We start from the raw sequence: 12,207 nt of genomic DNA, 5'->3' as shown, positions 1-12,207 counted from the left end.
GGTGTGCAGACCGCGGTGAAAGTAAAACTGCTGCGAGCTATCTGATAGACAGCGCGCTGACCAGAGCGGAAACAATGGGGGGTTTTCGGGTGGAGATTTCAGCCGCTCACCCGACAGTGAGAATCTCGTAGTCCTGGGCTGCCAGTTGCGCGATAGCCGGTGCGTGTTCGTCAGCGTCGCTCAGCAGTTCGATACCGCTCGCCTCGCAGGCGTCCGCCACGTCGAAGGCGTTCGCGCAGTAGCCACACGCGCCGGCGAGCAACCCTCGTTCTTCGATGCGCTTCCACTCATGATTGAACGGTCGGTCGGGGTTTTCACCGAACTCTGCGGGCCACTTTGTCCCCTCGCCGTCGAGAAACAGCTGCACCTCGTACCCTGCCGTGTCGAGTTCGAGCGCGTAGTTGAATCCGTTGCCGGCAGTCGGGGTATCTGAGGGCCCCGCGTTCAACAGGACAGCATACCTGTTCTCTGTCGACGATGCTGTGGGTGCTGTCGCGTCCGAGTTCGTCTCAAGTACTGAACTAAGCAGTCCATACCCAACGTTCACGAGTTGGTCTGATAACACCGGTGTGGCTGTGTACGACTGTCCACCACGCCCGCAGCATTTAACATTAGGATTGCTGTGTCCGGTAGGCGTCGAGATACTGCTCGATAACAGCGTCGTGGTCGTAGGAATCCCACTCGTCGTTTCGTGTCTGATGCTCGAACTCACCGGCGTCGACGATAGCGTCGGCGAGTTCCTGTGGGTCGGTCACACGGTAGCTGCGGTCGTAATTTTCGATTAGTTCGTGGGCGCTTGACTCAGCCTGGTATTCGACGATGCCGATACAGCCACAGGCCAGTGCCCACAGCAGTTCTGTCGCGAAGTGCTCGCGGTATGCAGTCTGGACAAAGGCGTGCGCACCGCGGTAGATTTCGAGTCGTCGATCACGGTCACAGGCCCCGGCGAAGGTGACGCGGTCTTCAATTCGCAGGTCAGACACTTCCTGTTCGTACTCCTCCCGTTTCGGCCCATCACCGATAACTGTCGCCGACCAGCCCTGCTCGCGCAGTTCGGCCAGTCCCAGCAGAAAGTCCTCGATATTGGCACTCTCGTCCAGTGGGTGTGCGTAGACCACGTCGATTTCTTCGGCGGGCTCGACCGACTCAATCCGGTCGATATCGATACTTTCCGGAATAACGAGCGTCTGGTCGCCATTCGCGCCGGCTTCACGAACCTGCGTGCGAACCAGTTGGGAAGGGGTGACGATACGGGTCGGCTTGCTGGCTGCCCACCGACGCTGTCGGCCCGCAAGCGGTTCGTCACCGAACCACTCCACGAACAGCGGCGCGCGTGCGAGTCGACTGCCAGCCCGGGCTGCAAGCACCTGCTCGGCGGGGGCAGGGCGCGCGTGCACAACATCCGGCTGGTACGCTGCCAGCAGCGCCGGCAGTCGCGTGCAGAACGACGACAGCGCTGTCCCAAGCGTCACGCCGCGGTAGGTCAGCCCATCGACTGTCCACTCGTCGTCGTAGCTATCCCACCACTGTCCACAGAAAATCGTCACCTCGTGGCCGCGCTCGGAGAGCAGGCGGGCAGTTCGCTCGAACCGGCGTGACCCGGGGCTGTCTGCCCGCTGGGTTGTCTCCATCGCAACGAAGGCGACACGCATACTGAGGCTGGAGGGTGCGGGTAGACAAAAATCCCTCCCATCCCGCCGTGGGCACTCAGTCTGCGGCCGCCGTCAGGCTGGACCCCTCGGCGTTGAGTGTGAGTTCGACGCCACCCTTGAGGTCGATTTCTAGGTCCGACACTGCCAGGTGGTACTCGCTGGTGTGTGCGCCCGCGGAGTCGAGCCGAATCGACTCTTCGAGCAGGCCAGCCTCGGTGAGCTGGTCAACTTTTCGGTAGCCTGTCGAGGACGACAGGTCACAGAGTTCACAGAGTTCGCCGGCCGACAGTGCCTGGTCGCTGGTCGCTTCGAGTATCGCACGACAGTCGGCGTCCTCGAGGGCGCCAAGCAGTGTCGAAATCTCTTGGTCGCTGTCGATACTCTGTTCGGTGGTACGCTGGGGAGCGTGTCTGGTGGTTCGCCCGTGCCGTGAGCTCATATCTACTCGTAGATGATGCGCTCACCCCAATGTACACCACAGATATACTGGCCGTTTTAAGTACGACCCGAGTATCGCGGCCGTCGGCGCGGGCCGCTTAGCCGACGGTGACGACCTGGCAATCGAGGCGGGTTCGGAGGAACGACTCAATTTCTGGGTCGTCGGTGAGTCGACGGATTACCTGCCGGAGTCGGCCGACCTGCTTTTTGCCGATGACGACGATGTCCGCCTCCTCTGCGGCGATTTCCTCCAGAATTGCCTGCTCGACAAACAGTCCCTTTCGGACCGAGTACCGGACGTTCCCAATCTTCCCGAACTCTGCCTCGACGGCAGATTTGAGTTGACTTCTGGTGATCTGTCTACCGGTCTGATAGAGATTAATGTGGAGAATAGTCAGCGATGCGTCTTCTTCCTCGGCGATCTGAATCGCCTCAGCGAGCGTGGCCCGCGAATGCTCGCTCAATGGATACCGGACCGGGACGACGACCTGCGTCATTCATCTGCCCGTAACAACTCAGGACTCCTGAGCGTGTCGACTCGAACTCCCCAGCGTCTTTGTGCCTCGCCCGCGACAGTTGCGGTATGGAACGTATCACCGGCCCCGATTCGAGTACGTTGTTTGTCGACCGGACTACGGGTAAGCGCGGGCAAAAAGGCCCGTTTTTTGTCGTATACACTGACGGCGACGCAGAAACGCGCTGGGGATTTTACTGTGGGAACTGTGAGACCACCGACAGCGCCGTCGACTCGATGGGCCGTGTCCAGTGCAACCAGTGCAGTAACCGAACGAAAGCCGAAGAGTGGGATTCTGCTCACGAGTAAGCAGCCTGTTGGCCTGTTGAACAGTAGATACGCTTAAGATGGTTGGGAATATCTAGCATAGCAGATGAGTGCCGCAAGCACCTCACTACAGAAGGAAGCGGAATCAATTTTCAGCAACCTCGGCTACGAGGTGACGCCAGAAGGACGCGAAATGCAGGCACAGCGGAAATGGCGCGTCGTCACGGTCACACCGATGGCTGAACCGCGAGACCCGCCACAGTCAGGGGAACTTCGCTGCTTCGTCACCCATGCCGAGACGGTTACCCGCGTTGAGCAACGGCTCGAACGAGCAGACCCGGCCTACGAGTGGGCGATTATTGGCGTCGAAGACGACGGCTACGTTGTGAGTCGGTCGTAGCGTTTTTCGTGGTTCCTGAATAGCAGCGCTCGCTCAGTCAGCGACGGGCTGTGGGTCGCGCTCAGCCTCTGGGTCGAGTCGCCGGCGTAAGACGGGCACAACCGTCGAGTCGAGTGAAAAGCGACCGCTGCCGGTGATCATCAGCGCGGAGGAAAGTCCGAACAGTGTGACGTGAGCGAGCACGGGGTCGTCGGGTAGCCCAAACAGGGTGGTTGTCAAGACGACGAACCCGGCCGCTGCTGCCCCGCGAGTGAACGTGCCCGAAATGAACGCCAGACCTACTGCTGCCTCGACGAGTCCAGCGCCGAACACCCACAGTTCCGGCGAGACTGGCACGATGGAGACGAGGTCGTACTTCTCGACAACCGCGAGTGCTGACTCGGGCTGGAGCCACTTCTGTGCGACTCCGAGATAGAGGAAGTTGAGACCGAGAAACACACGCAAGGCAACCGGGGCGACCGCACGAGTAATGCCGACGCGGGCGAGTATCTCACCGGGCGTGTCGACGCCACGAAACCGGCTGAGCAGTGTGCCGTCGGTCACGACGATACGTCGGAGCAGCATATCGGCGCTTGGCTGGCCCGGGCCGATAACCAGGATTGCGAGAAAGCCAGCGACGTATTCGCTTGCCAGTACCAGTGAGAGTCCTGTGGAGATGAGGGCCCCGGCGTAGGCAAGCAGGCCACCGACAGCGACGAGCCGAGTCCCGAGTCCGAACAGCAACAGAAACCCGATTCCGACCTGCAGGAGACGGGCCTCTGCGGCCACCACGGGTGTAAAGAGATATCCCGAGAAGCCCGCTCCGACCAGCGGTAAGCCGACCGAGAGCCGAAGCATCCACGGCAGATACGGCTGGTAGGACCGGAGTGTCTGGCGGGCAACCTCGATATCACTCAGTGAGTTCGCAAAACGGAGGTAGCCAACCGTGAGACCGAACACCCCTACCCCACCCGCAACGAGCAAAAATACACTGAGCGGGTCGGTGAACACCGCGACGAACAGGTCGCGCGTCGAGCCAATTGACCCATCCTCGGTTACGTAATCCACGTGTGCAGCAGCGGGGCCGGTGAGTGCAGCCAGAACAATACCACCGAATGTGGACGTTAGCACCGCTCGCAGTCCATCTCGCATTAACCTTCATAATTGTTGTATGCAAATAAGCCTGTTCCGACCGAACAGAAACTCTCGCACTGGTATTGGGCCAAAAATCTCTGTAGTTGGTAATGTAACTCCTACGAGCGCCAATCGTTCAAAAAGCTACGCTTATTCACCCCGACCACCAACCGACGAGCATGGTCGGGTCGATTCTGCTCACAACGATTGCGGGCATTCTGTTTGGGCTCGCGCTGGCAGCCCCACCCGGACCGATGAACGCAATTATCGCCGAAGAGAGCGTTCGCCGGGGCTGGACCGCCGGATTCCGCGCTGGTCTCGGCGCGATGACTGCAGATTTCGTCTTCTTTTTGCTCTCGCTCGCCGGGCTGGTCACTATCGTCGAGGCTGCGCCACGCCTCCGCGCCGGAATGATCGCGATTGGCGGCCTCTTGATGCTGTATTTCGGCTACGACGCACTCACAAACGTAGACGAGACGCTCACTGCTGAGGAGACGGACGAACTGAACCGCGGCTTTCTGAAGGCGTTTGTCCTTGCGATTACGAACCCGTACCAGATTCTGTTCTGGCTGACTGTCGGTGTTGGACTGCTCTCGCCGGGAAAACTCGACGTGCTGGGTGCCCTGCCGACGGTTGGCGACGCGCTTGCTGGCACCGTTGTCGTCGAGACTGGCAGCCCGCTGCTGGTCGGGGGGCTCTTTGGGGGAATTATTCTCTGGATTGTCGGCTTTCCAGCAGCACTGGTGACTGGCCGGAACAAGACAGACCGATTCGCACCGCTGGTTGCGGGCGTGAGCGGACTCGTCCTCGTCGGCGCTGGAGTTGCCTTCCTGTTCGACGGTGTATCGACGCTGGTCTAAGGCCGGCTTACTCCTCGGGGTCGATGTCAGCAATTTCGTCTTCGAGCCACTCCTTGAACCAGCGCACGCGCTTGAGTCGACGATGCGCCATATCGGTCGCCGTCTGACTCCGAACGCGCTTTTTCGCCTCCTCGCCGCGTTCGAGCACGCGGCCGACCATCTCGGCGCTGTCCATGTGCGTCCGGGACTCGTACCCCATCCGCAACAGCATCAGCGCGGCACCGTTTGCCCCCACCTTGTCGAGGATATCTGCCTCGATAAGCGAGCGTGTCTCGAGCGTCAGGTCGTCGATATCCCCTTGATAGGAGTGGTCCTCGATTGCTGAGCAGACCTGGTCGACGAACGACGCTGGGTAATCTGTCTGGATTTCCAGATACTCGCGGGCGATGCGCGCCCCCTCCTCAGCGTGGATGTCCTGGTCGACCTCCAGTTTGGCGATGTCGTGAAACAGCGCCGCAACACGGGTTATGTCGGTGTTCGCGCCCTCTGCCCGTGCAATTTCCTCGGCGAGTTCGACCACGTTTCGGATGTGATTGAACCGGTACTCCGCGGAATGCCACGGATACCAGCGCATTCGTCCACCTTCGTCTTCGGCCTGCACGCTCGCGGCCAGGTAATCGTGGACGAACTGTTCCATCTCCGCATATTCTGCGTCCGAAACGGGTGACTCGCGAATCTCAACACCCACAGCACCACCTCCCCGAACCGTGACGTACGTTATTCATCTTATCAGATATAAAGTGAGATTAGCTCTTTAGCGTTACGACACCTGATTTCCTCGCATTTGCGGACCAACGCCCCTCCCGAACTACCCGCAAGCCGGTGTGTTCGGGGCTGGCATACCTGTTCAGGCCGTGGTAATACGTGACTACCGAGCGGGGTGACTGATTTCGACGCGGGGAGCGCTCAGAGTTCGAGCGCGAAGTGCTCGGCAACAGATCGTTCTGGCAGTTCACAGTCAAAGTGCTGGGCGAGCAAACCTGTTGCGACCTCGTCGACCAGCTCCGTGTTCGCGCCGGAAATCGTCCTGAACGCTGACTCGATGGCGAACTCTTGGCTGGCGACGGCGCTGCGAATTTCCTCTGCGGTCGGGTCCGAGAGCGCGTCAGCCACTGCTGTGACGGCTAGCCCGAACTCGATGCCCGCAGCAAGGTATTCGATAGCCCGTTCCTGTGGGTTTTCGACATCCGGAATTGTCGAGAGGTAACTGACTGCAGCACTGTCCTCGATGGCAATATTATCGGCAACCCAGTCTCGTAACTCCCCCGCAGACGTTTCGTCGTCGAACTCGGCCTGCGCCTGCGCAAACAGGTCTGCTTCCGCTGTGGCGACTCGGTGGAACACGTCGCCAACCACCACTGCGTCCGCACCCGCATCCAGCACCTGTTCGGCGTTCTCGCGGTTGTCGAGTCCCCCGCCGTACCAGATTTGTGACCACGAGACGCCGTCGTCGATGGCGTCGAGAATCTCGGCGGCTTCGTCGCCGCCGTAGGTGCCGGAATATTCGAGATAGATGACCTCGCTATCGAGGTGGTGTTGCGCAGCCAGCGCGCGCTCTTTGGCTTGCTGTGGCGTCAGAAGGTCGTCCTCAGTGACGTTCCCCTCCCGTGCGGCCGCACTGTCGGTGTTCATGATGATGTAGGCCTCGAAGACGGCTTCTTTCATCATCATCCCCGCGATGAAGTCGGTGGCGCGGTCACCGAACAGGCCGTCGAGCGGGAGGCCGAGTTTTCGTTCGAGCAGTTCTGGACCGAGGTCTTCGCGGACGTAGTTCAGTCCCTCACCAAGCGTCCCGACCAGTGACTCGCTGTCGCCGTTGAGCACCTCAGGAACAGCGAGAAAGGCCGAGTGCTCTCGGGTCTGTTCGGTGACGTGTGTTGCCGCACTCGGCTCGTGAAAGGCCGTTGCGCCGCTGTCGCTGAGCAACGCAAACGTCTCTTCGGTGTTCTCGTCAGTCACGTCTCGTGACCCACCGACAGAGACGGCACTCGTGTGCGACAGATAGTTCGGGAACAACAGCGGGAGGTGTTTCCCGCCTTCCGGGTCGACCTTGGTGATGTGGTTCCAGTCGCTGGGAACCGAGTTGGTATCTAGTCCCAGCATCATCCGGCTCGCGATAGACACTGTCGCGGCAGCGGACTCGAACCGTTTGGCTAACTGTGTCAGCGACATCTCTTGGTTGACTGTCCCTCGCTAGTCGACAAAAGCGTGTCCACTTGGCTACGACTCTGGGAGTTGGCGGGGCAACACGCCCGGTGTGCCGTCTCGGTGGATGTACTCGGTTGCGATTCCCGTCAGCGTCGAGTCGGCAACGGTGGCCTGTTCGCGGGCGCGGTCGAGGTAGGACTCACTGATCTCCACAACAGCAGACCTGGCTTCGGACCCCGAGTCTGCGAGGAGGTACTCCGCAGTCACGGGCGTGAGCTGTCCCTCTGCGAAGTCAACCTCGTAGTCATCGAGGTCATCCAGCCAGATCTGTGCGCCGATAATCGCCAGTACAATCGAGCGCTTGAACGCAGTTTCAATCTCGAAGCCAGCCGCCCGGTACATCTCGATCATCCCGTCGTAGATGACACCGACGCGGTCGTACTGCGTTTTCAGGTACGGGAGTTCGAGGTCCGTCGCGTCGAAGACGTCGGGGTTCTCGTCGAACTGCCCAAATTTATAGCGGTCGCGAATTGCCTCGCCTGCAATCTTGTCGCCCGCATTTGCGCGCTGCATCAGCGCACGGAACTCCTCGTCCTCGTCCTGGTGGGCTTCGGAAATCCCGACGGCCCAGTCGTAGATTTCCCTGAGTTCGTCGTCGTAGGCCTCGAACTGCTCGTCGACACGGCGCTGGAGGACCGACTGGGCTAGTTCGGCAATCCGTCGCCGGTCCTCGGCGTCGGTGGGGAAGTCCACCTCGAAATCCTCGTACTCGTAGTCATTCAACGCGTCGCGCATGTCGCCGTCAATTAGCGCCTCGACTGCGAGGCGGGTCATCTGTTCGGCCTCGCGGTAGTCATCGAGGCGGCGATAGAGATAGCCGAGGGTGAGCTTCGCCGGCAGGACGAGTTTCGTGTCGTAGCTGAAGGCGACGTACTCGTGGCCGTACTCCTCGGCGATTTCGGCCTCGACGACCGAGAATGCCTCGCGGACCATTCCGTCGACGCGGCTGTCGACCCGGCGTTTCAGTGCCAGACTGTGTGCGTCGAAGACACCACTTTCGGCGTAGTAACCGAACACGGCGCGCACTGCCGTCGGCACCCGCTCGACGCCTGCAAGCCGACCAGCCGCTGGCCTGAGCATTATTGTTCCTCTCTACCGTGTCTGCCCTTCATCCTGTCGGTCCAGCCCGCTCCCTGAATCCGCCCGATACCGGGGGTCACAATGACGACTGAATATATTGGGGTTTTTTATGAAACAGGCTACAAGACGGTCAGTAATGACAACCGAAACCCGAGATATCGTCGTCGTCGGCGGCGGCACGGCCGGCTGTTTCGCCGCGGCGTCGGCCGCTCAGGACGGCCTCGATGTTGTCCTCCTCGAACGGAAAACTGAGGAGGAAGCCGGACACATCGCCTGTGGGGACGCGATCAAGGGAACGAGTACGTTCCCCGACGTGATCGACTGCGAGTATCTCCGAGAAGAGTCGTTCACGAACCAGAACATCCAGCGCGCGCACTTCATCAACCCCAAAGGGGCCAACTACGACATCCCATTCGAGGGTGAATCTGGCTCTGTTATCGACCGCAAACGCTACGGTGAGGTGTTGCTCGAAGAGGCTGACCGTGCCGGGGCCGACCTCCAGTACAACACTGTCGTGCAGGATGTCAGGCAGAACGGCCGCGTCACCGGTGTCACCGCGACACGAAAAGGCAATCATATCGATTACGAAGCGGATGTCGTCATCGACGCTGCCGGCGCGCTGTCGCTGCTACAGGATAAAGTCGACTTCGATGGGACTCGGTACGATACCAACGTCGATTACTCGCAGTTCTGCTCTGCCTATCGAGAGGTCATCGAGACCGAACAGCCCGTCGACTACGACGACGCAATTGTTTTCAAACCGACCGAAGAACTCGGGTATCTCTGGTACTTCCCGCGGACGGACCGGGAGATCAACGCTGGGCTTGGCTTCCAGATGGACCAGCCACCGCTTCCGCTGGTCGATGTGCTGAAAAACGACCTCGAAAACCAGCCCGAGTTCAGGAACGCAGAAGTCAAGGACAAACTCGGCGCGGCGCTGCCGACGCGGCGGCCCTACGACTCGGCTGTTGCTCCCGGATTCATGTCCGTCGGCGACGCTGCTGCCCACGTCAACCCAACGACCGGCGGCGGAATTCCCGGTGCTGCGAAGGCTGGCCACTGGGCCGCCGAAATCGCCGGCGAGGCCATCGCCGACGGCGACCTCAGCGAATCAGCGCTGTGGGAGTACAACCAGCGCATCCAGACCGATTTCGGCAAGCGCTTCGCCGCGATGGATCTGTACAATATCTTTGGCACAGCCCACGAAGTCGACGAACTCACGGACGTCGTGACGGCACTGCCCGGCGAGATGCTCATCGACCTGATGGGTAAAAAGGGCGAAACCACCCTCGGAATGGTCGACAAACTCAAGACCGGGCTCAGGACCGCAATTGAGACGCGTGGTCACTGGAAGACCCTCTACGAGGGCTATCAGGTGAGCAATCTCGCTTCAGAACTCAAATCGATTTACAACGAGTATCCGTCGACGCCGTCGGAGTTCGAGGCCTGGCAGGCCAAGCGCGACGAACTGATGGACGAAGTCTACGAGTTGACGGGCGCAGAGCCGAAATACTAAGATTTGCTGACGCGGGCGGTCCTCACGCTACGAGTATTCAATATTTTGATTTTTCCACGGCTATTTACTCCGTCGGCTACCCGCTATCGTATGGTCAATTCCGAAACAACGTTCGCCCGTCGGGTCAGCAGATGGGTGTTGTGGCTTGGAATTGCATACATCATCACCGGTTTTGGGCTGCTGGTCAGCATCCTGACAGGCTCGCTCGACCTGATCGTGGCTGCCCTCGGAAGCATTCTTTTGCTGGTTGTCTTCTCACTCGGGACTGTCGTGTACCGAGAGGGGCTTGTCACACCAGAAAACAAAGTTATCGCGGTCTGTGTCCTCGCTGCGATGGGCCTGTTGTTCGGCCTCACTACCTACACCAGGTTGCCCGATGAGCTAATCTTTGGAGCAGTCTTTGTCGTTGGCGTTATCGTACCACATCTGGCGGCTAACCGACTTGGCTACGGGACCCAGCCGTGAGTCTGTCAGGCCAGTGCCACAGGTCTCGGGTTCCCAAACGCCTATTTTGCTGACGCTCGGAAGACTGGATATGTCAGTACCAACCGCGAACGGAATGCCGATGCTCGGACTCGGCACGTGGCAAAACGACGACCACGACGAGTGTGCAGACAGCGTCGAAACCGCCCTGAACATGGGTTATCGACACATCGACACCGCACAGGCCTACCGCAACGAAGACGCCGTCGGCGAGGGAATTGCCGCCGCCGACGTGGACCGTGATGATATCTTCCTCGCGACCAAAATCTGGATCAGCAACCTCTCACACGACGACGTACTGGAAACTGCCCAGCAGAGTCTGGACCGACTCGGGACGGACTACCTCGACTTGCTGTACATTCACTGGCCAGCCCGAGAGTACAATCCTGAGGAGACACTCGCCGCGTTCGACCAGCTCTACGACGAGGGCAAAATCGACCGCGTCGGTGTCTCGAATTTCGAGCCAGAACACATCGACGAGGCAGCGGAGCTTCTCGACGCACCGATTTTCGCCAATCAGGTCGAGATTCATCCGTTCCTGCCACAGACCGAACTACGCTCCTACGCCGCCGAGAACGACGTTGAACTGGTCGCGTACTCGCCGCTGGCCCGAACCGAGATTTTTTCTGACCCGACACTGGGTGCAATCGCCGACGACCACGGCGTCAGTGAGGCACAGGTTGCGCTGACGTGGCTACGCGAACATGGTATCACCGCCATCCCGAAGGCCACCGGCGAAGCCCACATTCAGGACAACTGGGAGAGCCGAACGCTGGAGTTGAGCGACGAGGAAATCGAGCGAATCGATACTATCGAGCGCCGCGAACGACAGGTCCATCCCGACTTCGCGCCGGCGTCGTGGTAGGAATCGAGTACGAAAACATATACCGGGGGCAATCAAACGGGTGGATATGGCAGCCGCGAATCGCGGTATCGCTGACGCGATCAAATACGACCTGACGCTTATGCACGAAACGTGGATGGAGCTGTTCTATCCACGCCAGCGCAAAGCTGAAAACACGGTTCTCGGAAAGTACGAGCCCGAGACTACCGGCAAGCGATTTCTGTACCGACTCGTCTCTGTGCTGGGGCTGTTGATCGTCGCCGTTTCCTATCCGCTCCTGTTGACCGGCTACTTTGTGCGGTTTCAGGCCCGCAAACTGAACGTCACTGCGGCCCGGCTTGGGTTATTCGGCGTGATTGCGGTCTTTGTCGCACTCTGGGGCGGATTAGTCGCGCTGATCTGGTTTCAGTTCCAGGGGACGTTCAGCACCGTCGAGATTTTCGCTATCGGCGCGGCCGGCATCGTCGCCGTCGTCTCGTCAGCCCTGTCCTACGCCTTCTGGCGCCTCGGCGGCCGTGGGACGACGATTAGCCTCGCCTATCCGTTCGCGATGACTGCACTCTTCCTCCCGCCAGTGGTCGCTGCGCTCTTTCACCCGGTGCTCGAAGACCTCATCATCGCCCGGAGTGACGAACTCGCACAGGACCTGTTCCAGGCCAGTCCCGCCATCGTCCAGGACCAACTCGGCCAGATCGACCGACAAGAAGGCCATCACGTCATCATCTGGTTCGTCTTCTCGTTCCCGATTGGCTGGGTGCTGGGACTGCTCGTCTCGCTTGCAGACCTGATCCGGCCAACCGGCGAATAACCCGACTTTCGGCGGACCTTTGAT

At 59.9% G+C, this 12,207-nt stretch carries 15 protein-coding genes; 7 read left to right on the top strand and 8 right to left on the bottom strand.

Annotated elements, in window-relative coordinates; genetic code table 11:
* Positions 1 to 106 precede the first annotated feature (106 nt).
* The 4 genes from ACMGFM_RS04910 to ACMGFM_RS04895 form a co-directional block, all read right to left on the bottom strand.
* Positions 107 to 547: a DsrE family protein gene (locus ACMGFM_RS04910; protein WP_436901326.1), complete on the bottom strand. Its 441-nt coding sequence runs from the start codon at positions 545 to 547 to the stop codon at positions 107 to 109.
* A 64-nt stretch (positions 548 to 611) separates the two neighbouring features.
* The gene (locus ACMGFM_RS04905) at positions 612 to 1,652 is read right to left on the bottom strand and encodes a glycosyltransferase family 4 protein (protein ID WP_436901325.1); all 1,041 of its coding nucleotides are present in this window, start codon (positions 1,650 to 1,652) and stop codon (positions 612 to 614) included.
* 55 nt (positions 1,653 to 1,707) lie between these two features.
* The gene (locus ACMGFM_RS04900) at positions 1,708 to 2,091 is read right to left on the bottom strand and encodes a helix-turn-helix domain-containing protein (protein WP_436901324.1); all 384 of its coding nucleotides are present in this window, start codon (positions 2,089 to 2,091) and stop codon (positions 1,708 to 1,710) included.
* 97 nt (positions 2,092 to 2,188) lie between these two features.
* A complete protein-coding gene (locus tag ACMGFM_RS04895) occupies positions 2,189 to 2,587 on the bottom strand; it encodes a universal stress protein (protein WP_436901323.1) in 399 nt (132 codons plus the stop codon).
* Positions 2,588 to 2,673: 86 nt separating this feature from the next.
* On the opposite strand from ACMGFM_RS04895, the gene ACMGFM_RS04890 reads away from it, so the two are divergent.
* Complete coding sequence (locus ACMGFM_RS04890) at positions 2,674 to 2,913, top strand: DUF5816 domain-containing protein (RefSeq protein WP_436901322.1); 240 nt, start codon at positions 2,674 to 2,676, stop codon at positions 2,911 to 2,913.
* Positions 2,914 to 2,977: 64 nt separating this feature from the next.
* A complete protein-coding gene (locus tag ACMGFM_RS04885) occupies positions 2,978 to 3,271 on the top strand; it encodes a DUF7116 family protein (RefSeq protein WP_436901321.1) in 294 nt (97 codons plus the stop codon).
* A gap of 33 nt (positions 3,272 to 3,304) precedes the next feature.
* On the opposite strand, the gene ACMGFM_RS04880 is transcribed toward ACMGFM_RS04885, so the two are convergent.
* The gene (locus ACMGFM_RS04880; RefSeq protein ID WP_436901320.1) at positions 3,305 to 4,402 is read right to left on the bottom strand and encodes a DoxX family protein; all 1,098 of its coding nucleotides are present in this window, start codon (positions 4,400 to 4,402) and stop codon (positions 3,305 to 3,307) included.
* 161 nt (positions 4,403 to 4,563) lie between these two features.
* On the opposite strand from ACMGFM_RS04880, the gene ACMGFM_RS04875 reads away from it, so the two are divergent.
* On the top strand, positions 4,564 to 5,244 hold the full coding sequence (locus ACMGFM_RS04875) for a LysE family translocator (protein ID WP_436901319.1): 681 nt from the start codon (positions 4,564 to 4,566) through the stop codon (positions 5,242 to 5,244).
* Between the two features lie 7 nt (positions 5,245 to 5,251).
* Here ACMGFM_RS04875 and ACMGFM_RS04870 read toward each other — a convergent pair whose 3' ends face one another.
* The 3 genes from ACMGFM_RS04870 to ACMGFM_RS04860 all read right to left on the bottom strand — a co-directional run bounded on the left by ACMGFM_RS04870 (position 5,252) and on the right by ACMGFM_RS04860 (position 8,532).
* Positions 5,252 to 5,932, bottom strand: a complete 681-nt coding sequence (locus ACMGFM_RS04870) for an HD domain-containing protein (protein ID WP_436901318.1) — start codon at positions 5,930 to 5,932, stop codon at positions 5,252 to 5,254.
* 218 nt (positions 5,933 to 6,150) lie between these two features.
* The gene (locus ACMGFM_RS04865; RefSeq protein WP_436901317.1) at positions 6,151 to 7,416 is read right to left on the bottom strand and encodes a geranylgeranylglyceryl/heptaprenylglyceryl phosphate synthase; all 1,266 of its coding nucleotides are present in this window, start codon (positions 7,414 to 7,416) and stop codon (positions 6,151 to 6,153) included.
* Between the two features lie 48 nt (positions 7,417 to 7,464).
* The gene (locus tag ACMGFM_RS04860; RefSeq protein ID WP_436901316.1) at positions 7,465 to 8,532 is read right to left on the bottom strand and encodes a hypothetical protein; all 1,068 of its coding nucleotides are present in this window, start codon (positions 8,530 to 8,532) and stop codon (positions 7,465 to 7,467) included.
* 136 nt (positions 8,533 to 8,668) lie between these two features.
* Between ACMGFM_RS04860 and ACMGFM_RS04855 the strand changes: the two genes are divergently transcribed.
* From ACMGFM_RS04855 to ACMGFM_RS04840, 4 genes are all read left to right on the top strand, one after another.
* Positions 8,669 to 10,048, top strand: coding sequence for a geranylgeranyl reductase family protein (locus ACMGFM_RS04855; RefSeq protein WP_436901315.1), 1,380 nt, complete (start codon positions 8,669 to 8,671; stop codon positions 10,046 to 10,048).
* A gap of 90 nt (positions 10,049 to 10,138) precedes the next feature.
* A complete protein-coding gene (locus tag ACMGFM_RS04850) occupies positions 10,139 to 10,513 on the top strand; it encodes a DUF7987 family protein (protein ID WP_436901314.1) in 375 nt (124 codons plus the stop codon).
* A gap of 70 nt (positions 10,514 to 10,583) precedes the next feature.
* Positions 10,584 to 11,396, top strand: coding sequence for an aldo/keto reductase (locus tag ACMGFM_RS04845; protein WP_436901313.1), 813 nt, complete (start codon positions 10,584 to 10,586; stop codon positions 11,394 to 11,396).
* 46 nt (positions 11,397 to 11,442) lie between these two features.
* Positions 11,443 to 12,183 (top strand): hypothetical protein, encoded by a 741-nt coding sequence (locus ACMGFM_RS04840; RefSeq protein WP_436901312.1) that lies wholly within the window; start codon positions 11,443 to 11,445, stop codon positions 12,181 to 12,183.
* Positions 12,184 to 12,207 lie beyond the last annotated feature (24 nt).

Source organism: Halovenus halobia (genome assembly GCF_051414135.1).
Classification (GTDB): Archaea; Halobacteriota; Halobacteria; order Halobacteriales; family Haloarculaceae; genus Halovenus; species Halovenus halobia.
This window is presented reverse-complemented; position numbering and strand designations above follow the sequence as displayed.